Source organism: Novilysobacter viscosus (assembly GCF_046600715.1).
Classification (GTDB): Bacteria; Pseudomonadota; Gammaproteobacteria; order Xanthomonadales; family Xanthomonadaceae; genus Lysobacter_C; species Lysobacter_C viscosus.
Map to the genome: position 1 here is coordinate 69,878 of NZ_JBJMAV010000001.1, position 23,542 is coordinate 93,419.

Annotated in this window: 20 protein-coding genes; 8 read left to right on the plus strand and 12 right to left on the minus strand. The window is 68.7% G+C overall.

Going from position 1 to position 23,542, the window contains the following annotated elements:
- Nucleotides 1-66 precede the first annotated feature (66 nt).
- Genes mutL through ACJQWL_RS00340 form a run of 3 tightly spaced genes read left to right on the plus strand, consistent with a single transcriptional unit; the run spans nt 67 to nt 3,882 of the window.
- Nucleotides 67-1,914 (plus strand): DNA mismatch repair endonuclease MutL, encoded by a 1,848-nt coding sequence (gene mutL / locus ACJQWL_RS00330; RefSeq protein ID WP_330968650.1) that lies wholly within the window; start codon nt 67-69, stop codon nt 1,912-1,914.
- A gap of 2 nt (nt 1,915-1,916) precedes the next feature.
- Nucleotides 1,917-2,876 (plus strand): DUF1684 domain-containing protein, encoded by a 960-nt coding sequence (locus ACJQWL_RS00335; RefSeq protein ID WP_330968649.1) that lies wholly within the window; start codon nt 1,917-1,919, stop codon nt 2,874-2,876.
- A 10-nt stretch (nt 2,877-2,886) separates the two neighbouring features.
- Nucleotides 2,887-3,882, plus strand: a complete 996-nt coding sequence (locus ACJQWL_RS00340; RefSeq protein WP_330968648.1) for a TraB/GumN family protein — start codon at nt 2,887-2,889, stop codon at nt 3,880-3,882.
- 22 nt (nt 3,883-3,904) lie between these two features.
- Here the strand turns inward: ACJQWL_RS00340 and rnfB are convergent, their stop codons facing one another.
- The 5 genes from rnfB to ACJQWL_RS00365 all read right to left on the minus strand — a co-directional run bounded on the left by rnfB (nt 3,905) and on the right by ACJQWL_RS00365 (nt 12,497).
- A complete protein-coding gene (gene rnfB, locus ACJQWL_RS00345) occupies nt 3,905-4,336 on the minus strand; it encodes an Rnf electron transport complex subunit RnfB (protein WP_330968647.1) in 432 nt (143 codons plus the stop codon).
- Nucleotides 4,337-4,417: 81 nt separating this feature from the next.
- Nucleotides 4,418-6,484: a methionine--tRNA ligase gene (gene metG, locus ACJQWL_RS00350; RefSeq protein ID WP_330968646.1), complete on the minus strand. Its 2,067-nt coding sequence runs from the start codon at nt 6,482-6,484 to the stop codon at nt 4,418-4,420.
- A 156-nt stretch (nt 6,485-6,640) separates the two neighbouring features.
- Nucleotides 6,641-7,084 (minus strand): DUF2147 domain-containing protein, encoded by a 444-nt coding sequence (locus ACJQWL_RS00355; protein ID WP_330968645.1) that lies wholly within the window; start codon nt 7,082-7,084, stop codon nt 6,641-6,643.
- Between the two features lie 264 nt (nt 7,085-7,348).
- On the minus strand, nt 7,349-10,270 hold the full coding sequence (locus ACJQWL_RS00360; RefSeq protein ID WP_330968644.1) for a TonB-dependent receptor domain-containing protein: 2,922 nt from the start codon (nt 10,268-10,270) through the stop codon (nt 7,349-7,351).
- 202 nt (nt 10,271-10,472) lie between these two features.
- Entirely contained in the window at nt 10,473-12,497 is a 2,025-nt protein-coding gene (locus tag ACJQWL_RS00365) for an alpha/beta hydrolase family protein (protein WP_330968643.1), read from the minus strand.
- Nucleotides 12,498-12,701: 204 nt separating this feature from the next.
- On the opposite strand from ACJQWL_RS00365, the gene apbC reads away from it, so the two are divergent.
- Complete coding sequence (apbC, locus tag ACJQWL_RS00370) at nt 12,702-13,556, plus strand: iron-sulfur cluster carrier protein ApbC (protein ID WP_330968642.1); 855 nt, start codon at nt 12,702-12,704, stop codon at nt 13,554-13,556.
- A 97-nt stretch (nt 13,557-13,653) separates the two neighbouring features.
- Nucleotides 13,654-14,226: a dCTP deaminase gene (gene dcd, locus ACJQWL_RS00375; protein WP_330968641.1), complete on the plus strand. Its 573-nt coding sequence runs from the start codon at nt 13,654-13,656 to the stop codon at nt 14,224-14,226.
- 28 nt (nt 14,227-14,254) lie between these two features.
- Here the strand turns inward: dcd and ACJQWL_RS00380 are convergent, their stop codons facing one another.
- Together ACJQWL_RS00380 and ACJQWL_RS00385 are read right to left on the minus strand one after the other, a co-directional pair.
- Complete coding sequence (locus ACJQWL_RS00380; RefSeq protein WP_330968640.1) at nt 14,255-14,671, minus strand: HIT domain-containing protein; 417 nt, start codon at nt 14,669-14,671, stop codon at nt 14,255-14,257.
- Entirely contained in the window at nt 14,668-15,330 is a 663-nt protein-coding gene (locus ACJQWL_RS00385) for a dienelactone hydrolase family protein (RefSeq protein WP_330968639.1), read from the minus strand. The genes ACJQWL_RS00380 and ACJQWL_RS00385 overlap by 4 nt, the downstream gene beginning before the upstream one ends.
- 177 nt (nt 15,331-15,507) lie before the next feature.
- On the opposite strand from ACJQWL_RS00385, the gene rimO reads away from it, so the two are divergent.
- Both rimO and ACJQWL_RS00395 read left to right on the plus strand, forming a co-directional pair.
- Nucleotides 15,508-16,878, plus strand: coding sequence for a 30S ribosomal protein S12 methylthiotransferase RimO (rimO, locus tag ACJQWL_RS00390; RefSeq protein WP_330968638.1), 1,371 nt, complete (start codon nt 15,508-15,510; stop codon nt 16,876-16,878).
- A 122-nt stretch (nt 16,879-17,000) separates the two neighbouring features.
- Nucleotides 17,001-17,540, plus strand: a complete 540-nt coding sequence (locus ACJQWL_RS00395) for a type 1 glutamine amidotransferase domain-containing protein (protein ID WP_330968637.1) — start codon at nt 17,001-17,003, stop codon at nt 17,538-17,540.
- Between the two features lie 13 nt (nt 17,541-17,553).
- Here ACJQWL_RS00395 and greB read toward each other — a convergent pair whose 3' ends face one another.
- From greB to ACJQWL_RS00410, 3 genes are all read right to left on the minus strand, one after another.
- Complete coding sequence (gene greB, locus ACJQWL_RS00400; RefSeq protein ID WP_330968636.1) at nt 17,554-18,072, minus strand: transcription elongation factor GreB; 519 nt, start codon at nt 18,070-18,072, stop codon at nt 17,554-17,556.
- A 67-nt stretch (nt 18,073-18,139) separates the two neighbouring features.
- Nucleotides 18,140-18,658, minus strand: coding sequence for a copper resistance protein NlpE N-terminal domain-containing protein (locus ACJQWL_RS00405; protein WP_330968635.1), 519 nt, complete (start codon nt 18,656-18,658; stop codon nt 18,140-18,142).
- 106 nt (nt 18,659-18,764) lie between these two features.
- Nucleotides 18,765-20,300: a helicase HerA-like domain-containing protein gene (locus ACJQWL_RS00410; RefSeq protein ID WP_330968634.1), complete on the minus strand. Its 1,536-nt coding sequence runs from the start codon at nt 20,298-20,300 to the stop codon at nt 18,765-18,767.
- A gap of 154 nt (nt 20,301-20,454) precedes the next feature.
- On the opposite strand from ACJQWL_RS00410, the gene ACJQWL_RS00415 reads away from it, so the two are divergent.
- A complete protein-coding gene (locus ACJQWL_RS00415; RefSeq protein WP_330968633.1) occupies nt 20,455-21,951 on the plus strand; it encodes a transglycosylase SLT domain-containing protein in 1,497 nt (498 codons plus the stop codon).
- A gap of 52 nt (nt 21,952-22,003) precedes the next feature.
- On the opposite strand, the gene asd is transcribed toward ACJQWL_RS00415, so the two are convergent.
- Both asd and ACJQWL_RS00425 read right to left on the minus strand, forming a co-directional pair.
- Nucleotides 22,004-22,849, minus strand: coding sequence for an archaetidylserine decarboxylase (asd, locus tag ACJQWL_RS00420; protein ID WP_330968632.1), 846 nt, complete (start codon nt 22,847-22,849; stop codon nt 22,004-22,006).
- Nucleotides 22,846-23,499 (minus strand): SCO family protein, encoded by a 654-nt coding sequence (locus ACJQWL_RS00425; protein WP_330968631.1) that lies wholly within the window; start codon nt 23,497-23,499, stop codon nt 22,846-22,848. Before ACJQWL_RS00425 ends, asd begins: the two co-directional genes overlap by 4 nt.
- Nucleotides 23,500-23,542: the final 43 nt, after the last annotated feature.

The following is a 23,542-nucleotide window of genomic DNA, read 5'->3' on the forward strand; positions in this document are numbered from 1 at the left end:
CCGCGCGTGGCGCGCGGGCGTGCGCCGGTATGATGGCCGGCCCGCTGCAACCGGCCGAAACCTACGGTGCCCATTCGCGCGCTGCCCGACATCCTGATCAACCAGATCGCTGCCGGCGAAGTGGTGGAGCGGCCTGCTTCCGTGGTCAAGGAGCTGGTGGAGAACGCGATCGACGCCGGTGCCCGTCGGGTCGACATCGACCTTGAGGAAGGCGGCGCGCGGCTGATCAGGATCCGCGACGACGGCGGCGGTATTGCGGCCGCGGAGCTCCCGCTGGCGGTTGCGCGCCATGCCACCAGCAAGATCGCATCGCTCGACGACCTGGAAGGCGTGTCGACCCTGGGCTTCCGAGGCGAGGCGCTGCCGTCGATCGCATCGGTCAGCCGTTTCACCCTGGTATCGCGCCCGGCCGGTGCCGAGCACGCCATGGCACTGGAAGTGGAGGGCGGCCGCTTGTCGGCGCCTGCGCCGCGACCGCATCCGCATGGCACCACGGTCGAAGTGCGTGACCTGTTCTTCAACGTGCCCGCGCGGCGCAAGTTCCTCAAGGCCGAGAGAACCGAGCTTGGCCACATCGAGGAGTGGTTGCGGCAGCTTGCGTTGGCCCGTCCCGACGTGGAGCTGCGCGTCTCCCACAACGGCAAGCCCTCGCGACGCTGGAAGGGCGAGGCCGGCATCCTGGAGCAGGCCGGGCTGTCGGATGCGCGGCTGCACGAGACCCTCGGCGAGGGTTTTGCATCGCAGGCATTGCGGGTCGAGCACGAAGCGGCGGGGCTGCGCCTGCACGGCTGGATTGCCAAGCCGACCTATTCGCGTGCCAGCGCCGACCAGCAATACCTCTACGTCAATGGCCGCGCCATCCGCGACCGCAGCGTCGCGCACGCTGTCAAGCAGGCCTACGCCGATGTGCTGTTCCATGGCCGGCAGCCGGCCTACGTGCTGTTCCTGTCGGTCGATCCCCGACGGGTGGACGTCAACGTCCACCCCGCCAAGCACGAGGTGCGGTTCCGCGACGGCCGGCTCATCCACGATTTCGTCTACCGCACGCTGCACCAGGCCCTGGCGGAGACGCGTGCGGGGGGCGAGGCCTCCACCATGGGTATGCATCAGGTGGCGAGCGCGTTGCCGGACGGGCAGCAGGCCCCGGCGGCGCATTGGGGGCGCTCGCAGTCACCGCTCGGCCTGCGGCAGGGCGTGCCTGGCGGTGATTGGGCGCGGGATGCACAGGCCGGCTACGCAGGGCTGTACGGAGCAGGCCCGGGGGCAGGGGAGTCGCCGCCAGCCGCGCCCTTGGCTTCAGCCGCCTTGCCCGAGAGCAACGAGCCCACACTGCCACCACTGGGCTACGCGCTGGCGCAGCTGCACGGCATCTACATCCTGGCTGAAAGCACGCAGGGGCTGGTCGTGGTGGACATGCACGCCGCGCACGAGCGTATCGGTTACGAGAAGCTCAAGCGTGCACACGATGGCGAAGGCCTGCGGACCCAGCCGCTGCTGGTTGCAACGGCAATCGCCGTTTCCGAGCGCGAGGCCGACGTTGCCGAACGTGAATCGGCCACGCTGGCCGAACTCGGCTTCGAGGTTACCCGCGGCGGGCCACAGACGCTGACGCTGCGGGCCGTGCCCGCGCTGCTGGCGCAGGGCGACGTCGAGGCCCTGTTGCGCGACGTGCTGGCCGACCTGCGCGAACACGGGCAGTCGCGCCGGGTCGCCGAGGCACGCGACGAACTGCTGTCGACGATGGCCTGCCACGGCGCCGTTCGCGCGAACCGTCGCCTGACCCTGCCGGAAATGAACGCGCTGCTGCGGGAGATGGAGGCAACCGAGCGCTCAGGACAGTGCAACCACGGGCGGCCCACGTGGGCCCATTTCTCACTGGCGGAGATCGACCGCTGGTTCCTGCGGGGGCGCTGAAGATGGGGTGGAACATCCGCGCGATACCGGCATTGCTGGCAATCGGGTTGCTGCCCTTCGCCACCCTGTCGGGTTGCGACAGTGGACGGACACCCGAATCTTTGGCCCGGGACGCAGCGCCCCCGGCCGAGTTCGTCGAAGCGCAGGCCGCGTGGCGGCGCGCGCGCGCCGAGGCGTTGACGGCCCCGGATGGCTGGGCCGGCCTCGTCGGACTGCACTGGATCGGGCCGGGGCCGCATTACGTGGGCAGCGGCGCGGGCAATGGCGTTCGCCTGGCGGTCGGTCCCTCCGAGTTGGGGATGGTCGACGTGCGCGGGGACGGCATCCGCCTGGTTCCCGAGCCGGGCGTCGCGCTGACGCTTGACGGTGAGCCGCTCAACGGAACCGCACGCCTGGGGCTGGACAGCGCGACCGGTGGGCCGACAGTGGTCGGCTTCGACGCTGGCAAGGGGCGGCTGGTGGTCATCAGGCGCGGCAAGCGCCATGCGATCCGCGTGTGGCACGAAGCCGCCTTGGCCCGCACCGCGTTTCGCGGCATCGAATACTGGCCGGGCGGCCCGGACTGGGTCGTCGCGGGGCAATATACCCGGCATCCGGAGCGCCGGCTGGTGCAAGTGGCCGACATCGTGGGCACGATCGAACAGGTCGCCAACCCGGGGGTGATCGAATTCGAACACGACGGACGGACCCACCGCATCGAGGTGCTTGCGCCCGGACCCGAGGGCGGCGCCATCGCGTTCGTTGACGCCACCAGCGGCCATGGCAGCTACGGAATCGGGCGCTACCTGGACGTCGACCTGCCCGCCGCCGAGGGCCCGGTGCGGTTGGACTTCAACCGCGCCTACAATCCCCCCTGCGCGTTCTCCGCCTATTCCACCTGCCGCCTGACCCCGGACGCGAACCGGCTCGACCTTCGTATCGAGGCTGGCGAAAAGGCCTACGTTGCTCCCCCCACCCCCTGACTGGACCCCCATGCGCCGCCTCAGCCGCCTTGCACTTGCCGCATCCCTCGCCCTGGCCCTTCTGGCGCCGGCCTCCGCGCGTCCGGATTCGGAAACCGCACCGGTGGCATCCGCCAGCGCCACGGTGGGCGAGCACGTGCACACGGCGCCCGTCCCGCTGCTTTGGAAGCTGTCGGACGCCGACAACAGCGTGTACCTGCTGGGCTCCTTCCACCTGCTCAAGCCCGACGACTACCCCGTGTCGACCGACGTGGATGCGGCATTCAATGCCGCGGATCGGCTGGTGTTCGAGGTCGCGCCCGAGGACCTGCACGACCCGTCCACCGCGCTCAAGTTCCTGCAGGCCGCCGGCTACGGCGATGGCGGCAGCCTCAGCGAGGTCCTGCCGCAGGACATGCGCGAGAAGTTCGATCGCATCCTTGCCGGCAATGGCGCGTCCATCGCGCAGTTCGAGGCCTACGAACCCTGGTTCGTGAACCTGTCACTGACCCTCGGGCTGTCGCAGTCGATGGGCTTCAGCGGCGAGCACGGCCTTGACCAGTACCTGATGCGCGCCGCCGCCGATGCCGGCAAGCCGACCGCGGGGCTGGAGTCCATCGACGACCAGCTGGGAGCGCTCGACAACACGCCGATGGACGAGCAGGTCGCGTCCCTTTCCGATTTCATCGAACGGCCGGAGGCGATGCCCGGCATGCTGGCCGACCTGCACACGGCCTGGCGCAACGGCGATATCCCCGAGCTGGACCGCATGACCCGCGAGGAGATGCAGGCGCAGACCCCCGAGACCTACCGGCTGGTCAACGTGGCGCGCAACCAGGCATGGCTGCCCCGCATCCGTGCACTGCTGGACGACAGCGCCAGCGAAGACGTGCTGGTGGTGGTCGGTGCGCTGCACCTGCTGGGCGAGGATGGGCTGGTCGAGCAGCTGGCCGACGAGGGCTACGTGATGGAGCGCGTCTGCAGCGCCTGCGCGGCGGGGGATTCCATGCAGACAGCGGAGCGGTAGCCGCCCGGGCGGGTGTAGCACTTCACTGGGCGGGAAGCAGCACGATGCAGTCCACCGGGCAGGCGGGCACGCACAGCTCGCATCCGGTGCAAAGCGGCTCGATCACCACGTGCATGTGCTTGCTGCCGCCGATGATCGCGTCCACCGGGCAGGCCTGGATGCACTTGGTGCAGCCGATGCAGTCGACCTCCACCACGCGCGCTACCTGCGGTGGCAGGTGCTGGCCGCGGGAGCGGTCATACGGCGCTGACGGTACTTCGAGCAGGTGCGCCAGTGCCCGCGCCCCGCGATCGCCACCGGGTGGGCACCGCTCCGGGCCTGCCGTTCCGCCCGCCATCGCCTCTGCGTAGGGGCGGCAGCCGGGAAAGCCACACTGCCCGCACTGGGTTTGCGGGAGCAGGCGATCCAGGCGTTCGGTGAGCTCGGCGCGGTCGGTCATCTCGTTCGTTTTCATGCCGCAGGCTGCAACTGCGCTGCTTGCCGACTTCGCGCGAACGGAGCCATCCATCGCCCCGTACCGGACCGCGCGGACCGATCAGCGGACCGGCATGCCCGGCTGCGCGCCCTCGTGCGCGTCCAGCAGGAACAGCCCGCCGCCATCGAAGCCGGCCGACAGGATCATTCCCTCGCTGAGGCCGAAGCGCATCTTGCGCGGCGCGAGGTTGGCGACGAACACCACGTTCCGGCCCACCAGGGATGCCGGCTCGCCATACGAGGCGCGGATGCCCGAGAAAATCTGCCGCCTGCCCAGCTCGCCCGCGTCAAGCTCGAACCGCAGCAGCTTGTCTGAGCCTTCGACGAACTCGCATGCGAGGACGCGGCCGACGCGCAGGTCGAGCCGGGCGAAATCATCGATCCCGATGGTGCCGGTGGCCGTTGCCTCGACCATCCCCGGGGCCGCCTTGGGCGCCGTCGCGGCCGCTGGAGTCGTGGTGGCGGGCTTGGCGGGCTGGAGGGAGTCCTTGCTGGCTTCGGTCATGGCGTCCAGGAGCTTGGGGTCGATGCGGGTGAACAGCGGGGTGTACGCGCCGATGCGGTGGCCGAGCAGGGGCGACTCGACCTCGTCCCAGCTGGCCACGGGGGCCTGCAGGAAGCGTTCGGCCTGCGCCGTGGTGCGGGGCAGTACGGGCTTGAGCGCAGTGTTGAGCACCCGGAACAGGTTGAGCGCCTGGGTGCAGACCGCATGCAGGTGGTCGTCGGCCCCCTCCTGCTTGGCCAGGACCCATGGCTTGTGCTCATCGATATACCGGTTGGCCTCGTCGGCCAGGGCCATCGTCATGCGCAATGCGCCGGCCGCCTCGTTGCGCTGGTACGCGGCGCTGATCGGCGCCAGCTGCTCGACGAATCGCGAGTACATGGGGGCATCGGGCAGGGCGGCGGCGAGTTGGCCATCGAAGCGCTTGCTGACAAAGCCCGCGCAGCGACTGGCGAGATTGACGAACTTGCCCACCAGGTCGGCGTTGACGCGTGCGGTGAAGTCGGCCAGGTTCAGGTCCAGGTCGTCCACGCCACCGCTGGTCTTGGTGGCGAAGTAGTAGCGCAGCGCCTCCGGATCCAACCCGGTGTCGAGGTAGGTGCGGGCCATCACGAAGGTGCCGCGCGACTTGGACATCTTCGCGCCGTCCACGGTCAGGTAGCCGTTGACGTGCAGCCGGGTGGGCGCCCGGAACCCGGCGCCATGCAGCACTGCCGGCCAGAACAGGCCGTGGAAGTTGACGATGTCCTTGCCGATGAAGTGGTGGAGCTCGGCGGCGGAGTCGCGCGCCAGGTAGCCGAAGAAGTCCAGTCCCTCGCGTTCGCACAGCGCCTGGAAGCTCGAAAGGTAGCCGATGGGAGCGTCGATCCAGACATAGAGGTACTTGCCCGGGTGCCCGGGAATCTCGAAACCGAAGTAGGGCGCGTCGCGGGAGATGTCCCATGCGCGCAATCCGCCTTCGGCATCCAGCCACTCCTGCAGCTTGGCCTTGACGCCGGCCGGGGCCACATCGCCCGCCAGCCACTCGCGCAGGAAAGCCTGGAACCCCCCGACCTCGAAGAAGAAGTGCTCGGACTGGCGCAGCTCCGGGATCGCGCCCGACAGCACGGAGCGGGGCTCCTTCAGCTCCGTGGGCGCGTATGTCGCGCCGCATTGTTCGCAGTTGTCCCCGTACTGGTCGGCGGCGCCACAGTTGGGGCACGCACCCTTGACGTAGCGGTCGGGCAGGAACATGCCCTTGGCCGGGTCGTACAGTTGCTCGACCGAACGACGGCTGATGTGGCCACTGTTGTTGAGCTTGGTGTAGATCGCTTCGGTCAGCGCCCGGTTTCGCGACGAGTGCGTCGAGTCGTAGTGGTCGAAGGCGACGCCGAAGTCGGCGAAATCATGCTCATGGCTGGCCTGGATCCCCGCTATGAAGGCCTCGGGTGTCGTTCCCGCCTTCTGGGCGGCCAGCATGATCGGCGTGCCGTGGGTGTCATCGGCGCACACGAAGTGGGCCGTGTGAGCGGCCATGCGGTGCGCGCGGGTGAAGATGTCGCCCTGGATGTAGCCCACCAGGTGGCCCAGGTGCAGCGGGCCGTTGGCATAGGGCAGGGCACAGGTGACGACGAGCTCGCGGGACATGGGCGTGGCATCGGGTGGGCGCGGTACGGGCGCGGATTATCGCACGTAGCCCCACTACAGCATTGCGCAAGCACGCACCTGCGGACACGCGAACGGCCCGCAGGGCGGGCCGTTCGGGATGCGCGAGGAAACGGCGCGACTACTAGTGGCGGACGACTACTGCCGGACCCAGGTCTGGGTGCGGCCCAACAGCGAGAAGCCCATGAAGCCACGGACCTCCAGCTTGGTCCCGCCGTCGGTGGGGGTGACCTTGACCGAATAGACCTTGCCGGTGGCCGGGTCCAGGATCTTGCCGCCTTCCCAGACATCGCCCTTCTGCTTGATTCCCCAGAGGATCACCATGCCCTTGACGGGCTTGTCCTTGTTGGCGCCGCTGCATTTGTCGCAGACCGGGTCCGGGCCGCGCGCGGACTGCAGGATCTGGTCGACGCGACCGGCCAGGCTGCCGTCGCGGGTCTCGTAGATTTCGACGACGGACTTGGGCGCGCCGGTCTTGTCATCGATGGTCGTCCAGGAACCGACCGGTGTGTTCTGCGCCATCGCCAGGGCCGAAACGGCCATCAGCGGCAGCGCCAGCAGGGCGAGCAGTGTCTTGCGCATGGATTGGTCCCCTCCGAGGGATTGCGGCAATCCCGCGATGCGTCGCGGGAGGCTGCATTTATAACGCATCCGGGCCTGCCGCCGCCGGGTGCGGCTGAACGAATGCTTCCGAGCCACCGATGCCGGGCCTCCGGCGGCCCGGCTTGGGCCGGATGCACGGCCGCCAAGCGCCCGTCGCTGTCTGGTACGTCGCGGCTCGCGGGCAAAAAAAAAGCAGGGGCGACGCAAGCGTCGCCCCTGCCAGGGCACATCAGGTTACGGGCTTCAGAACTTGTAGCGGAACTGCACGAAGCCGGTACGGCCCAGCCAGTCGTACTGGGTGGCGAACGCCGGGACGTTGCCGTAGCGCGACGCCACGCCGCTGGACACGAACGGCGGAGCCTCGTCCAGCAGGTTGCGCACGCCCACCAGCACCGACCAGTCGGGCTGGTCGTACAGCACCGAAGCACCGTGGTAGACAGCACGATCGGCAACGATGTCACGCCGTGCATCGGTGATCCCGTTGTAGCTGGTGATCGGCGACAGGTCCAGCGCACGGGTCTCGTGGACGTAGTCCACGAACCAGGACAGCGTCCAGTCGTTGCGCTGGAATGCCGTGCGCAGGTTGCCCACCACCTTCGGCCGGCCAATAGAGCCGTTGAAGTCGTTGGTATCGAATCCGCTGGCCTGCTGCGAGTCGAACAACTGTTCGAAGTCCTCCATCACGTAGGTGAAGCTGCCCTCGACGTCGAGGTTGCCGGACGCGATCTCCTTCTCGTAGCGGAACAGCAGGTCGTAACCGCGCGTCTTCAGCTTGTTCACATTGAGGTACGAATCGCGCACCTCGGTGATCGCGAACGGTGCCGTGGGGTGGTCGCCCGGGTTGCGGTCGAACAGGTTGCAGTAGCCGTTCGGATACACCGGGGCCCCATAGCAGCCCCCCAGGATCGCGCCACCACCCAGCTGCGAGATCGTGTCGCGGATGTCGAATGACCAGTAGTCCAGCGCGATGCTGAAGTCCGCGAACTCGGGCGTGAACACGATACCGACGGTCTGGGCCAAGGACGTCTCGGGCTTGAGAAGGCCAGCTCCGCCCCCCGTCACGACCGTCGCCGAGGAAGATCCGCCTGCATAGTCGGACGGGATGCCTTCGGCGGCACAATTGGCGCGCAGGAACTCGTTGGTCTTCGGGCCCCAGTCGATGCAGGGATCGATCGCGAGCTGGCTCAGGAAGGCGGTCTGGTTGCCCAGGTACAGCTCATACAGCCCCGGGGCGCGGAACGACGTGCCGCGGGTGGCGCGCATGCGGAACGACGGGGTCATCTGCCAGCTGAAGCCGACCTTCCAGATGTGGTCGGAGTCCTCGATCGAGTCGTACTTGAACATGCGGCCCGACACGTTGGCCTTGAGCTCCTCGAAGCCCGGGACACCGCTGATCAGCGGCACCTCGATTTCGGCGAGGATCTCCCGGACCGCATCGCTGCCCTTGGTCTGCTGGGCGGACGACTGGCCCCACAGGTCGCCGTTGGCCGACAGGTCGCTGGGCTGGTCGTCGATGCTGTACTCGCGGTACTCGGCACCGAAAGCGGCAGCGACCGCGCCCGCCGGCAGGTCGAACAGCTCACCGGTGGCGATGGCGCGGAATACCATCTGGTCGTAGACCGTATTGCCGGTGTGCCACTCGCCGATGGCCGACTCGAGCTCGTCCATGCGGTCGCCATTGAGCACCGCCGGATTGAAGTAGTCCACGACCGGTGCGTCGTCGTCGAAGCGCACGTCGCCCGAGCGCGAGGCAACGATGCCCAGGCTGGAGTAGTCGCCGTCCGAACGCGAGTAGCTGCCGTCCACTTCCCAGGCCCAGGTGTCGGCCCAGGAGAACAGGCCATCCACGCCGGTGCCGACGTAATAGTAGTCGACACTCTCGCGGCCGTTGGAGCGGAAGGGGATGACGGGCTGGGCCAGGCCGGAGGGTACCGGGGCGATGTAGGTGGGGTCGTTGGCGTAGCTGAAGCTCGGAATGAGCGAGGTCGCACCGCCTACCAGCGGGAAGAACTGGCGGAAGCGATTCGACGAGTTCTCGCGGCGGTTCAGCAGGATCTCGGCATTCCAGTTGAAATTGTCGAAGACAAAGTCCATGCCGCTGTAGACGCTGAAACGCTCCAGGTCATTGCTGATGTACTGGTCTTTGAAGAAGTCGAAGTTCAGCACGTCCTCGTAGTAGGCCTGCCCACCCGGGCTGTCGTACCTCTGATTGTTGCGCGGACGGTAGCCCGGGATCAGGCCGACCGTCGTGCCGTCCGGGGACGGGATGTAGCGGTCGCCGAACAGGGCGTCGATCACCGTGTTGGCGTAGAGGTTGTTGCAGCCCGCCAGGTCGGTGCCGGCCAGGATCGAACGGTCCTCGCGGTCGATGCGGTTGCCCTCGGCGTCCCAGAACAGGTCCTCGGAGCATTCGAAGAAGTCGCGGTCGCCCACCTTCAGGGCCTCGCGCTTGAACCATTCGGCCGCCAGGGTGATGCCGCCGCGGTCGAAGTTCCAACCGGTCGCGCCCGAGACGGTGAACGTCTCGCCGCCGCCTTCGAACGGCGCGCGGACATTGACGGTGATCTCGGGGCGGTCGATGTTGCGGCGGGTGATGATGTTGGCCACGCCGGCGACGGCGTCGGAGCCGTAGATCGACGAACCGCCGTCCTTCAGCAGTTCGACACGCTGGATGATGGAGGTCGGGATGACGTTGAGGTCGAAGGAGCCGACCTGTCCACGCGTGCCGGCCGGGCCGGGACGCTGGCCATTGAGCAGCACCAGCGAACGCTGGGCACCGAGGCCACGCAGCGACACGGTCTGGACGCCGGAGCCGCCCTCGATCACGAACCCGCTGAACTGGTTGTTGATCTGGGTCGAGCCCGCAGCGATGCTCGAGGTCTGCAGGAACTCGGCAGCTTCGACCTGGCCGAGGGTGACGTTGGTGTCGGCCGTGATCACCTGGACCGGCGATACGGAATCGTATTCAACGCGACGGATGAGCGAGCCGGTGACCGTCAGGCGGTCGAGTTCAACTACCTCATCCTGAGTCTGCTCCTCCTGGGCCTCGGTATCCTGGTCGTCGACCTCGCTTTGCGCGTAGGCGGTGGCGCTGCCCAGGCAGGCCAGCACGGCGACGGTCAGTGGCAGGAGCCGGAGCTCCCGCTTCTTTTGAGCAATCCGCATGATCAGCTATCCCCTGTTGTAATGGTCGCGTTAAGGCGACGTTAAATTTATATCAGCCTATCGGCTACCGGTGCAACTTCCCGGTCATGACGGAGAAACACTTTTCTGATACGGCTGTCACGGTCTGGAGCAGACGCAGACCGTGCATGCCAACTCGGTGCGCGCGGGCCGGCCGGGCCGGCCCGCGCGCCCCCCGTGGGCCTTAAAGGCCGCCGGGCCCGCAGTCCTTTTCAAGGAAGCGTTCGATCAGGCCCAGGGTCTTCTCTTGGTGCCGGTAGTACCACGGCATGCTGTGCGGCATGTCCGGGATCAGCTCGAACTGCGCAGGCACGGTGCCCCGAACCGCTTCATAGAAGTCGCTCGCGTGGAACTGCGGCGTGCGGACATCGCGATCACCCACGTAGAGGAGCACCGGGATGTTGGCCTTGCCGGTCTCGCGCATCGGGTCCATGCCCTTGACGGTGCGCCCTTGCAGGATGCGCTGGAGGCGGTCCGTGCTCCAGCTGGCACCCAGCCGGCCAAGGTCGGTGACCGGCGCGCCGGAGATGGCGCACTGGAAAGGCCCGCCCGGACGGACGGCGGCGGCGGCGGCGGCGAAGCCACCGTACGAGTAGCCGAAGATGGCAAGCCGGTCAGGTGCGGCGATGCCCTGCTCAACCAGCCACTTGGCGCCGTCGTCCTTGTCGTCCTGCATCGCCAGGCCCCACTGGGCATCGCCGGCGAGCCAGAGATCACGGCCCAGGCCGGTCGAGCCACGGTACTGCGGACGCAGGACCGCATAACCCCGAGACGTCAGGAACGGCACCCAGCCGGAGCCATCCCAGCCGCCGTAGTCACGGCCCCAGGGGCCGCCGTGGGGATGCACGATCGCCGGCAGGCGCCCGTCGGACGGGGTCCAGCCCGCCGGCAGGTCGAGGATCGCCGGGATCTCCATGCCATCGCGTGCCTTGTAGGTGATCCACCGCTGCTCGCCGATGTTGGCCGGATCGATGTCGGGCCTCTGGCTGCCCAGCGTCATGACCTGCTTGCGGTCGGAGAGCAGGTGGTAGGCCGGGGCGTGGCGTGCGCTGGAGGTGCTGAACAGCACGCGCGAGCGGTCGTTGTTGTACCCGGTGATGTTGATGGTGCGATCCGGGAACGCCTTCTTGAGGCCTTCGTGGATGGAGCGCATTTCAGTGTCGACGTAGGTCACCGACCGCTCGAGGTCCTCGACGGTGAACCCGAGCACCTTGTTGAAGTCGCTCGGCATGCGCCCCAGGATCAGGCCGCCGATCGAATAGCGCGGGTGCGACAGCAGCGGCTCCTTGTCGAAGGCGCGTGCGTCCGGGTCGTACATCCATGCCTGCACCCGGTCCGAAAACAGGTCGGTGAGGACGTAGTACTTGCCCGTCGTTTCGTCCCGGCCCACGACGTCGACCGCATGGCGGCTGGTGAGCTTGGTGGAAAGCTTGTCGTGGAGGTCGAACTCGCCCGTGGCCTCGTCGAGGATATAGATGCGCTGTTCGAACTCGTCGCCGCTGATGGCTTCCAGTTCGGTCCGCGTCAGGACCTTGCCGTCGCGCGGGTCGAACAGGCCGGGCGAGGTGCGACCGGTGGCCTTGAACAGGAGCTTGGTCTCGTCGGTGCGCAGGTTGTACAGGTAGTAGCTGCCCGACAGCGTCAGTTCGTTGAGCTGGTTGACGATGACGTTTTCCGGGTCGAGCGGCAGGGTGTGGACCAGGCTGGCCGAGCCTGCGATCTCGAGGCACTTCTGGATCTGCTCGCTCACGCCGATCCGGCGGGTGTTGTCGCCGAAGGCTTCCTCGAACTCGCTGTGCTTGACGTCGGTCAGGTAGGACTTGGACACGAAGGTCTTCGTCGCGCCGGTGCCCTTGCCCTCGCCGCAATTGGCCAGGCGCCCGGTCCATTCCTGCCGGGCCATCACCAGCACCCTGTCGGCCTTGAGTGCGCTGGCGGCGATGAACTTCATCCGGTCGCCCGACGGGGTGATGACCGGACCGGCCTGGAGATCCTCCAGGTTCCAGGTCGCCAGTGCCGTCTCACGGTTGTTGGTTCCCGGGGAGGCGACCAGCGCGACCAGGTTGCTGCCGTCGGCGCTCATTGAAACCGACTGGATCTCCGGAACCTTGGCGAACTTCTCTGCCGGGATGGGTTCACGCGCATCGGCGCCCGTGGAAAACATCAGTGCTAACGCCAGCGCCGCTGGCGCGATGGTGACTCTCGGCATTGCCGGTACTCCCTGTGGCCTTGGAATCGGGTCAGGCGACGCCAGCACGACGCGCAGCAAGCGCGGCGGATGTGAAGCGGTGGTGAAGCCCCCGCCTCAGGGTAGCTGCTGGGGGGCGAGGGGGGAAGGGCGGGGACGGCCGGAGGTCGGGTGCCGGCAGCGACGCTAGACTTACCGCCCTTTCCAGCCACCAGGGTCCCGTGCATGCGCCCGTCCGTTGCGTCACGCGCCGTCCAACCCAATCTCTCGCCACTGCCCAACGTGCGCAACATCATCGCCGTGGGGTCGGGCAAGGGCGGTGTGGGCAAGTCCACGACCGCAGTGAACCTGGCGCTGGCGCTTGCCGCCGACGGGGCGCGGGTCGGAGTGCTGGATGCCGATGTGTACGGACCCAGCGTGCCGATGATGCTGGGCCTTTCCGGCAAGCCCGACAGCCCCGACGGCAAGACCATCGAGCCGATGCGGGCACATGGTGTCGAGGCGATGTCCATCGGGCTGCTGGTCGACCAGGACACGCCGATGATCTGGCGTGGGCCGATGGCCACCTCGGCGCTGACGCAGCTGCTGGAGCAGACCCGCTGGGGTGGCGGGGACGGGCTTGACTACCTGATCGTCGACCTGCCGCCTGGCACCGGTGACATCCAGCTGACCATGGCGCAGAAGATCCCGGTCGCCGGCGCGGTGATCGTCACCACCCCGCAGGACGTGGCGACCCTGGATGCCCGCAAGGCGCTGAAGATGTTCGAAAAGGTGCAGGTACCCGTGCTGGGCCTGATCGAGAACATGGCCGTGCACGTGTGCGGCAATTGCGGCCATGCCGAGCACATCTTCGGCCAGGGCGGGGGCGAGCGGATGGCGGCGCAGTACGGCGTGCCCCTGCTGGGCTCGCTGCCGCTCGAGTTGGCGATCCGCGAGCAGGGCGATGCCGGCACACCGGTGGTGGCATCGGCCCCGGATTCGCCGGCGGCGCAGGCGTATCGCGAGGCGGCGCGCCGGCTGGCAATCGAACTGGACAAGCGCCCGCGGGTCACGCCATCGATCAGCGCGTCCCTGCTGTAGCTGCCGGCGCCCGCGCGGCCGCCATTACAATCCGGCGCTGCCGCCGCCCACCATGGGTCGTCGACCCCCTTTGCCACCGCACTCCGGGAATCAACGCATGAGCATCAAGTCCGACCGCTGGATCCGCCGAATGGCCACCGGGCACGGGATGATCGAACCGTTCGAGGCCGGGCAGGTCAAGCAGGCCGGGGGCGAGCGGATCGTCAGCTTCGGGACCTCCAGCTACGGTTACGACGTGCGCTGCTCGCGCGAGTTCAAGGTGTTCACCAACATCAACTCGACCATCGTCGACCCCAAGCACTTCGATCCGGGCAGCTTCGTCGACATCGACGCCGACCAGTGCATCATCCCGCCCAACTCCTTCGCCCTGGCGCGCACGGTGGAGTACTTCCGCATCCCGCGCGACACCCTGGTCGTGTGCCTGGGCAAGAGCACCTACGCGCGCTGCGGGATCATCGTGAACGTGACGCCGCTGGAGCCGGAGTGGGAAGGCCACGTCACGCTCGAGTTCTCCAACACCACGCCGCTGCCCGCCCGCATCTACGCCAACGAGGGCGTGGCCCAGATGCTGTTCTTCCAGGCCGACAAGGACGATGTCTGCGAGACGTCCTACAGGGACCGCGGCGGCAAGTACCAGGGCCAGACCGGGGTCACCCTGCCGCGGACCTGACCAGCCGCCGGCCGCCGTCCTGCGGGCCTCAGGCGGGCAGGACCCGCTGCAGTGCGGCGACCCGTTCCACCAGTGCTTCCGGCCCATACGGCCTTGCCGTGGCGGTGCCCCAGACCGGCCGCGGCCAGGCGATGTCGTCGTGGTAGCGGGCGATCACGTGCACGTGCAGTTGCGAAACGATGTTGCCCAGTGCGGCGACATTGAGCTTCTGCGGCCTGAAGGCGGCCTGCAGCGCGCGGCTGGCCAGGGTGATTTCTCCGCCCAGCTGGGCCTGTCCGGTCCCATCCAGGTCGATCCACTCCACCGCCCCGGCCACGCGCGGGACCAGGATCAGCCACGGGTGGTTGGCATCGTCCATCAGCCGAAGTTCGCACAGCGGCAGGTGGGCGACGGGATGGGTGTCGCGCGCCAGTTGAGGGTCGAGTTGCCATGCATTGGCGTTCATCGCAGCGCGTCCTCCAGGAAGTCGAGGGTGCGGGTCCACGCCAGCGCCGCGCTGGCCGCGTGGAAATCCGCGCGCCGGTCGCAGTTGAACCCATGCCCGGCGTCGTACACGTGCAGGCGGGCCGCGGGATATGCAGCACGGTGGGCCTGTACGTCCGCGGGGGGGATGATGGCGTCGCGTGCGCCGAAGTGGAACAGCATGGGCGCGCGCAGTGGCTCGCCCAGGAATGGCACGCTGCGGCCGCCGTAGTAGCTGGTGGCGGGCAACCCCAGCCGCGTATTCGCCAGCAGGGCGACGGTGCCGCCCCAGCAGAACCCCACCGCTCCGGTCCGCAGTCCCTCCTTGGCGAGCAGGTCGGCCGCCGCATCCACCAGCTCGACGGCGCGGTCGAACCCGAGCCGCGCGACCATTTCCCGGCCCCGGGCAATGCCGGCGTCGTCGTAGTCCAGCTCGACGCCTCGTTCGATGGCATCCATCAGCGACGGGGCCAGGGCGACGTAGCCGGCCTGGGCGACGCGCGCGGCGACTTCGCGGATGTGCGGGTTGACCCCGAAGATCTCCTGGACCACCACCACGGCGCCGTTCGGGGGGCCGGCGGGGTCGACGCGCCAGCCACGGATGGCGCCCGCCTCGCCTTCGATGTCGATCCATCCGGCCATCGCATTGCCTCCCGTCCGCAGCACCCGTCCGGGCGGCTCCGGCCGATTCTAGTGGCAGGCTATAATTGCCGGCCCGGGAGGCCCCGTCCCGGCCCCGACACCAAGGCCCCCGAGGCCTGGCATCCGAATCGCCGCCAGCGCGTCCGCTTCGCGCCCACCACGTAGCGCCCTGAACCCATGTCACTGCCCAACACGCCCGCCACCAGCGGCAAGGTCGGCTTCGTCAGCCTTGGCTGCCCGAAGGCCCTCGTCGACTCCGAACGCATCCTCACCCAGCTGCGGGTGGAGGGCTACGAGCTGGTGCCCAGCTACGACGATGCCGACGTGGTGGTGGTCAACACCTGCGGCTTCATCGACTCGGCCGTGGCCGAATCGCTGGATGCCATCGGCGAGGCCATGTCCGAGAACGGCAAGGTCATCGTCACCGGCTGCCTGGGCAAGCGCGGCGACCTGATCCGCGAGGCGCACCCCGGCGTGCTGTCCATCAGTGGTCCGCAGGATTACGACAGCGTGCTGGGCGCGGTGCACAAGGCACTGCCGCCCACGCACGACCCGTTCACCAGCCTGCTGCCGCGCCGCGCCGTGGGCGAGGACGAGGTCGGCATCAAGCTGACCCCGAAGCACTACGCGTACCTGAAGATTTCCGAGGGGTGCAACCACCGTTGCAGCTTCTGCATCATCCCGTCGATGCGCGGCGACCTGGTGTCGCGCCCGGTCGATGCGGTGCTGCGCGAGGCCGAGAAGCTGGTGATGGGCGGCGTGCGCGAGCTGCTGGTGATCTCGCAGGACACATCGGCCTATGGCGTGGACGTGCGCTACCAGCCCCGCGAGTGGCGCGGCCGCGAGTACCAGACCCGGATGAAGGCGCTGTGCGAAGGGCTGGGCGAGCTGGGCGTGTGGAACCGGCTGCACTACGTCTATCCGTACCCGCACGTCGACGACATCATTCCGCTGATGGCCGAAGGCAGGGTGCTGCCATACCTGGATATCCCGTTCCAGCACGCCAGCCCGCGCATCCTCAAGCTGATGAAGCGGCCCGGTGCCGTCGACCGGACCCTGGAGCGCATCCAGCGCTGGCGCGCGATGTGCCCGGACCTGACCATCCGCAGCACCTTCATCGTCGGTTTCCCCGGCGAGACCGAGGCCGAGTTCGAGGCGCTGCTGGACTTCCTCGACGAGGCGCAACTCGACCGCGTCGGCGCATTCGCCTATTCGCCGGTCGAGGGCGCCACTGCCAATGCGCTGCCCGACCCGGTGCCCGAGGAGGTCAAGCAGGAGCGGTTGGCGCGCTTCATGGAGCGCCAGGCAGAGATCTCCACCTCACGACTGGAAGCCAAGGTGGGTACTGTCCAGCAATGCCTGGTCGACGTGGTCGACGGCGACCTGGCGATCGCGCGTTCGAAGGCCGATGCGCCGGAAATCGACGGTGTCGTGCAGATCCAGAACGGACTGGAGGCGGGACTCCGCCCCGGCCAGTTCGTCGACGTGGAGATCATGGGCAGTGACGAGCATGACCTGTACGGCGAGGCGGTCCTCCAACAGGACTGAGCGCGCGGTCTACTGAAGGGTTTCGCCGCGGGATCGCGTCGCGCCGCCCGCGCCAACCCGGGCCGGTTCACGCCCGTTTAGCGCCACATGCAGTGCACTGGCCCGCCGCATGGAGATTCCCCATGGCCCAGCGCCTCCAAGGAAAGACCGTCGCCCTGCTTGCCACCGACGGATTCGAGCAGTCCGAACTCAATGAGCCCCGGCGCCTGCTGCAGGAGGCCGGTGCCACCGTGCACGTGGTTGCACCCAAGGCCGGCTCCATCCGTGGATGGGACAAGAAGGACTGGGGCGAGGAGGTCGCGGTGGACAGGACCCTGTCCGAAGCCGACGCCGACAGCTACGACGCGCTGGTGCTGCCCGGCGGGGTCATCAACCCGGATGCGCTGCGGCTGGATGACGCGGCCGTCGACTTCGTGCGGGCCTGCTTTGATGCCGGGCGGCCGGTGGCGGCCATCTGCCATGGCCCGTGGATGCTGGTGGAGGCCGACCTCGTCGAGGGTCGCAGGGTCACGTCGTGGCCGTCCCTGCGTACCGACCTGGAGAACGCCGGTGCCCGCTGGGAGGACAGCGAAGTCGTCGAGGACGGGGGCCTGGTCACCAGCCGCAAACCCGATGACATCCCCGCGTTCACCCAGGCTGTGATTCGCGCGATCGCCGGATGACAACCTGATGCCTTCAGCTTGACGCTGCGTGCGCCGGGTAGTCGATGGCGACCACGCAGTAGGTCACTTCACCGGACGGCAGTGCGGCGCGCACCTCGTCGTCCATTCGCTTGCCCAGCAGTGCCCGCGCCAGGGGCGAGTCGATGCTGATCCACCCCTGCGGCGCGTCGGTCTCGTCCGGGCCGACGATGCGGTAGGCGACCGTGCCCCCGCTGGCCAGGTCCTCCAGTTCCACCGTCGCCCCGAAGTAGATGGCGGCGGGGTCGGACGGACGGGTGTCCACCACCTTGAGGCTCGACAGCCGTTTGCTGAGGTAGCGCACCCGGCGGTCGATGCCGCCCAGCTGCTTCTTGCGATAGGTGTACTCGGCGTTTTCCGAGCGGTCGCCTTCCGCGGCGGCGGCCGACAGCGCCCGCACCACCTCCGGACGCTGCACGCGCCACAGGTCGTCGAGTTCGGCCTTCAGCCGGTCGTGGCCCGGGCGGGTGATCAGCGCGGTGCCGGTTTCGGACGGGGGTCGCCAGCGGCCCATTCGGGATGTGGGATGCGGGTCAGGGTAGGGCCCGCGCGGGTATCGTCGCCCGCGCGGGCCGGGCCGGTCAGCGGGTGGCCAGGCCGCGACGCAGGCTGTAGTCCTGGCCGGGTTCGACCTGCTGTGCACCCCGCTCGAGCACCCGCACCTCGTCGTTGGAGACGATCTCGTAGATGCGGTCGTTCTCGGACTTGCTGTCCGGGTCCAGGCGCAGGCGCGCGCCGTCTTCCTCCGGGGCCCACGTGCCCTGCACCTGCCGCGTGCCGTCGGTCTCGCCAATGGACGTCTCGGTCATGGCGAAGGTGCCGTCCGCCGACAGGATCAGTTCGGTCTGGATTCCGGGGCAGCCGGCGCAGGGCAGGGTGCCGTTGAACGTGCCGGCGAAGGCGCGCACGTCCAGCTCGCCGGCATCAAGCGCCGCGTTGTCGGTGACCACCTGCGTGGTGCCTTCATCCACGGTTGCGTCGGCCGGCGCCGCGTCCGCCGCGGATTGGGCATCGGCGCCTTCTGCCGGGTCGGTCTGCTGGCAGGCCGCGAGCAGCACGGCGGACAGGGCGAGGCAGGCAAATCGGGCGGTCGGGGTCATGTCACGCATCTCCATGTGAAGGGGGGGCGGCGGGGGCCGGGGAGGCGATTCTAATCAGGCGCCCGTTCCCGGTGCGTTCGGAAGGCCGGCCAAGCGCCAAGTTGCGTCAACGACGCCCGCCGAAAATGCCGCCCAGCACGCCGCGCAGGATTTGCCGGCCGATCTGGTTACCCACCGTGCGCGAGGCCTGCTTGGCCATGGTTTCCAGCATCCCCTGGCGTCGCTTGGTCCCGAACACCGCGTCCTTGACCGACTGGCCCAGCCCCCCTTCGGCCTTGGCCGCGGCGGCGCCATCCTCCTGCACAGCGGGCGCCTGGGCGCTGTCGGCGCGGGCCTGTGCCTTGCGCGCGAGCATCTCGGCGGCCGATTCGCGGTCCAGCGGGGTGTCGTACTTCGCACCCACCGGGCTGCCGGCGCGGACCTGCATGCGCTCCGCGTCGGTGATCGCGCCCATGCGGCAGCGCGGCGGCGCGACCAGGGTGTGCTCCACCGGCATCGGCACGCCCTTGTCCTGCAGCGTCGATACCAGCGCTTCGCCAACACCCAGCGTGCCGATGGTCGCCGCCACGTCCAGGCGGGGGTTGGGCACGAACGTTTCAGCGGCCGTCCGGACCGCTTTCTGGTCGCGCGGGGTGTAGGCGCGAAGCGCATGCTGCACGCGGTTGCCCAACTGGCCGAGGATGTCGTCGGGCACGTCATCGGGGAACTGCGAGCAGAAGTACACGCCCACGCCCTTGGAGCGGATGATCCGCACCACCTGTTCCACGCGCTGGCGCAACGCCGGCGGCGCGTCATCGAACAGCAGGTGCGCCTCGTCGAAGACGAACACCAGCCTGGGCTTGTCCAGGTCGCCCACCTCCGGCAGCTCCTCGAACAGCTCCGACAGCAGCCACAGCAGGAAACTGGAATACAGCCGCGGCTTCAGCACCAGCCGGTCGGCGGCCAGGATGTTGACGATGCCGCGGCCATCGACGGTGGTGCGCATCAGGTCCGACAGTTCCAGCGCCGGCTCGCCGAAGAACACGTCGCCGCCGTCCGATTCCAGCCGCAGCAGGGCCCGCTGGATCGCCCCGATCGAGGGCGTGCTGACCAGCCCGTACTCGGTCGAGACCGCCTTGCGCTCCTCGGCCACCAGGGACAGCAGCGCGCGCAGGTCGGCCAGGTCGATCAGCAACAGGCCGCGGTCGTCGGCCAGCTTGAAGACGATGTCCATGACGCCGGACTGGGTGTCGTTGAGCTCCAGGATGCGCGAGAGCAGCGTGGGGCCCATCTCGCTGACGGTGGTGCGCACCGGGTGCCCGAGCTTGCCGAACATGTCCCAGAACACCGTGGGACTGCCTTCGGGCGCGTAGCCGTCGATTCCGATCCGGTCGACCCGCGCACGCAGTTTTTCACTCTCTGTCCCGGGCACCGCGAGCCCGGCGACATCGCCCTTCACGTCTGCCAGGAACACCGGCACGCCGATGCGCGAGAACCCTTCCGCCAGAACCATCAGGGTGACCGTCTTGCCGGTGCCTGTTGCGCCCGCAACCAGTCCGTGGCGGCTGGCCATGGCCGGCTGCAGCACGACATGGGCCTGTCCGGGCTCGGCGGGTGGGTCAGTGACGGCCTGGCCGAGCAGGATCGGGGTGGGCTGGGCCATGGTCGGGCGTCCTTGTTGGGGAGGGCGGGGGTTGCGTCCGGCGATTCTAGCCATCGACCGTTGCTGAACCACGGGGGATGCGACGCACCGCCCGCGGTTGCCCCTGTCCGCGCGCGGGCACTACCCTGCATCCCCAGTCGCCGTGTGTGTGCCGATGACCCTTCCGTACCGCGTTGCCCTGCCGTTGCTGGTTGCCCTGGTTGCGACCCTGTTCACCGACCCCGCCTCCGCCCAGTCGCGCCGCGACCGCGAGGCCGCCGCTGGCCTTGAGCAGCGCATGCAGGCGGCCGAGGTCCGTTACCGCGAGGCCCTGGTGATGGTCGGCAATGCCGATCCGGGTGGACAGGCACGGGCGGATTCCGCGCTGGAGGACATGGAAGACGTCATGGCGGCCTGCGTTGCACAGCGGGACTGTCCGGTCGCGACGCTGCTGGCCAGCTACAAGCGGCTGCTCAAGCAGGAAGCCGACGCACGGGACCTGCAGGACGATGACCTCGGCCTCGCCGAGGGCCCGATCAACGTGGTGGCCGGCGGCGTGCCCGAGGCCGCACGCGCCGCCCACCTGTTGGGCGAAGGCCACGACTTCGACCGCATGGTCGAGTTCAACCCGGCCGTGCAGGAAGGCATCCGTCGCTGGCTGACCGACATGCGTCCGGCGCTGATGACCAGCCACGAGAACTACCAGTACATGCGCCACCTGATGTGGCCGCACTACCAGCGCGCAGGGCTGCCCGAGGCACTGCTGTTCGGAATCATGGCCAAGGAGTCGCACGGGCGCGTGCATGCCACGTCGCGGGCGGGCGCGGGCGGACCGATGCAGTTCATGCATGCGACCGGCCGCCGGTTCGGCCTGGGCGACGACGGCAGCGGTTTCGACACCCGTTACGACCCCTATTCGGCCGCCCGTGCCAGCGTCGACTACCTCAACGAACGGCTGGGCCAGCTCAACCGCAACATCGAGTTGTCGCTGGCGGCCTACAACGGCGGCGAGGGACGCGCGCTGCGGGTGTTCCGGGAAACCGGTGGCCGCAGCTTCTGGGACGAGTCGGTCTACAGCCAGTTCCCGCCCGAAACGCGCGACTACGTACCGATGGTGATCGCTGCGGCGTGGATCTACCTGCACCCGGAGGACTACGGCGTGGACTTCCCGCGCGTGGACGCGCGCCCGCAGCCGCTGCGGCTGTCCCAGGACGCGTCGATCTACCAGCTGACCGTGTGCCTGGGCAACGATGGACGTGCCCGCGACGGCTACATGCGCGCGCTGCGCAACCTCAATCCGCGTTACAAGGCCGATGACCGCATCCCGGCCGGGACCCAACTGAAGGCGACCGCGCGCATGGTGCAGCTTTACGACCGCTGGTGCACCCGCGGCGAGCGCGCCGAACTTGCCCGCACCCTGGTCGACAGCGATCCGCGTGCCGCGCTTGTCCGGGGCAGCGCCCCGTTACCGGCGGTGCCCACGCCAGCGCCGCCTCCGCCGCCTGCGGTAGTGCGTGAGTACCAGGTGCAACGCGGCGAAACGCTGGGGTCGATCGCGCGGAAGTTCGGTTGCGATGCCGGCGTGCTGGCCCAGGCCAACGATGTCCGTTCGCCGCGCAATGCCGTGCAGCCCGGCCAGGTGCTGAAGCTGCAGGGGTGCAAGGACCTGTAGCGCTGGTGCGCGGGTGGAGGCACGCACAAGTCCCGATCCCGTTGCGGCGCGGTCAGGCTGCCCGCGTAGCCAGCCGCTGCCCAAGCCGCACGGCGGTTTCAGCTGCCAGCCCCGGCGCCAGCGTGGCCACCCCCGGCGGCAGCAGCACGACCACGGTGGAGCCGTAGTTGAAGCGTGCCATCTCCTCGAACCGCTCCAATTGGATGGCTTCGCCGCGGTAGTCCTTGACCGTCACCACCCGGCCATAGGCGGGAATCTCCTCGCCGCTCCAGACCGTCTCCACGCCCGACACCAGCAGTGCACCGACCATCACCACCGCCATCGGCCCGAAGTCGGTATCGAAGTGGCACACCAGGCGCTCGTTGCGCGCAAACAGCCGCGGCACGCGCTGCACGGCGGCCGGGCCCACGCTGAAAAGGCGGCCCGGCACGTGCACGGTTTCGCGAAGCCGCCCGCCCCAGGGCATGTGCACGCGGTGGTAGTCCTTGGGCGAGAGGTACACGGTGGCGAAGGTGCCGCCCTCGAAAGCCCGCGCGGCCTCGTCGTCACCCAGCAGCTCGCCGGTGGTGAACGACTGGCCCTTGGCCTGGAAGATCCGGTCACCCTCGATCGCGCCGCACTGGCTGATGCGCCCGTCGGCGGGCATCAGCAGCGCGTCGGGATCGGGGTCGGCCATGCGCGCGCCGGGTTTCAGCGCGCGGGTGAAAAAGCTGTTGAACGTGGGGTAGCTGGCCGGGTCGGGCTGGGCGGCCTCCGACAGGTCCACTCCGAAGCGGCGCGTCACCGTGTCGATCAGCCACGCCTTCAGCCGGGGGGTGTCGGAATACGCCAGTGCCCGCGCAGCCGATGACAGTGCGCGGTGGGGCAGGGCGTAGGTCAGCCAGGTGACCAGGCTCATGGCGTGGCTGCCCGGGTCAGCGCGGCCATGTCGCGCCCGATCGCCGCCGGATCGTACGGCGGCTGCACCAGGCCGGACATGCGGCCCTGCGGATCCAGCACGGCCAGCGACGCGCTGTGGTCGACCGAGTACTGGTCGGACGGAGCGCCCTCCTCGGGCGGGACCTTGGCGAACACCATGCTGATCGACCTGGCGAAGTCTTCCAGCGCCGGGATGTCCGCGGTGGCGGCCAGGGTGTCCTTGTGGAAGGCGTGGGCGTATTCGCCCAGGCGATCGGGCGTGTCGCGCTGCGGGTCGACGGACACCAGCAGAACACGGGGGCGGTTGGCTTCCGGGATCGATTCCCACTGGCGCTGCGCCTGCGCCAGCTCGGTGAGGGTCATCGGGCACACGTCCGGGCAGGAGGTGAACCCCAGGAACACCAGCGTCCAGTGGCCCTTGAGCTCGCCTGGCACCAGCGGAGTGCCGTCGGATTGGCGCAGGTTGAAGGCGGGCAGTTCGCGCGGGGGCTCGAACAGCCGCACTGCCTCGGTCTGCGGCCAGGCGGTGGCGGCCGGCGCGACGGGGTTGAACACGCGCTGGGCGACGACCAGGCCCAGCGCAGCGGCCAGCGCGGCGACAAGGATCAAGGCGGTGGTGCGGTTGAACATGGCGGATCCACTGGAATCAACCGCGGCATCATAGCGGCCGGCC

Bases quoted from the DNA above. Each gene is read 5' to 3' on its own strand.
- ACJQWL_RS00335 (WP_330968649.1), top strand. From the start codon at position 1,917: ATGGGGTGGAACATCCGCGCGATACCGGCATTGCTGGCAATCGGGTTG.
- ACJQWL_RS00340 (WP_330968648.1), top strand. From the start codon at position 2,887: ATGCGCCGCCTCAGCCGCCTTGCACTTGCCGCATCCCTCGCCCTGGCC.
- rnfB (WP_330968647.1), bottom strand. From the start codon at position 4,336: ATGAAAACGAACGAGATGACCGACCGCGCCGAGCTCACCGAACGCCTG.
- metG (WP_330968646.1), bottom strand. From the start codon at position 6,484: ATGTCCCGCGAGCTCGTCGTCACCTGTGCCCTGCCCTATGCCAACGGC.
- ACJQWL_RS00355 (WP_330968645.1), bottom strand. From the start codon at position 7,084: ATGCGCAAGACACTGCTCGCCCTGCTGGCGCTGCCGCTGATGGCCGTT.
- ACJQWL_RS00360 (WP_330968644.1), bottom strand. From the start codon at position 10,270: ATGCGGATTGCTCAAAAGAAGCGGGAGCTCCGGCTCCTGCCACTGACC.
- ACJQWL_RS00365 (WP_330968643.1), bottom strand. From the start codon at position 12,497: ATGCCGAGAGTCACCATCGCGCCAGCGGCGCTGGCGTTAGCACTGATG.
- apbC (WP_330968642.1), top strand. From the start codon at position 12,702: ATGCGCCCGTCCGTTGCGTCACGCGCCGTCCAACCCAATCTCTCGCCA.
- dcd (WP_330968641.1), top strand. From the start codon at position 13,654: ATGAGCATCAAGTCCGACCGCTGGATCCGCCGAATGGCCACCGGGCAC.
- ACJQWL_RS00380 (WP_330968640.1), bottom strand. From the start codon at position 14,671: ATGAACGCCAATGCATGGCAACTCGACCCTCAACTGGCGCGCGACACC.
- ACJQWL_RS00385 (WP_330968639.1), bottom strand. From the start codon at position 15,330: ATGGCCGGATGGATCGACATCGAAGGCGAGGCGGGCGCCATCCGTGGC.
- rimO (WP_330968638.1), top strand. From the start codon at position 15,508: ATGTCACTGCCCAACACGCCCGCCACCAGCGGCAAGGTCGGCTTCGTC.
- ACJQWL_RS00395 (WP_330968637.1), top strand. From the start codon at position 17,001: ATGGCCCAGCGCCTCCAAGGAAAGACCGTCGCCCTGCTTGCCACCGAC.
- greB (WP_330968636.1), bottom strand. From the start codon at position 18,072: ATGGGCCGCTGGCGACCCCCGTCCGAAACCGGCACCGCGCTGATCACC.
- ACJQWL_RS00405 (WP_330968635.1), bottom strand. From the start codon at position 18,658: ATGACCCCGACCGCCCGATTTGCCTGCCTCGCCCTGTCCGCCGTGCTG.
- ACJQWL_RS00410 (WP_330968634.1), bottom strand. From the start codon at position 20,300: ATGGCCCAGCCCACCCCGATCCTGCTCGGCCAGGCCGTCACTGACCCA.
- ACJQWL_RS00415 (WP_330968633.1), top strand. From the start codon at position 20,455: ATGACCCTTCCGTACCGCGTTGCCCTGCCGTTGCTGGTTGCCCTGGTT.
- asd (WP_330968632.1), bottom strand. From the start codon at position 22,849: ATGAGCCTGGTCACCTGGCTGACCTACGCCCTGCCCCACCGCGCACTG.
- ACJQWL_RS00425 (WP_330968631.1), bottom strand. From the start codon at position 23,499: ATGTTCAACCGCACCACCGCCTTGATCCTTGTCGCCGCGCTGGCCGCT.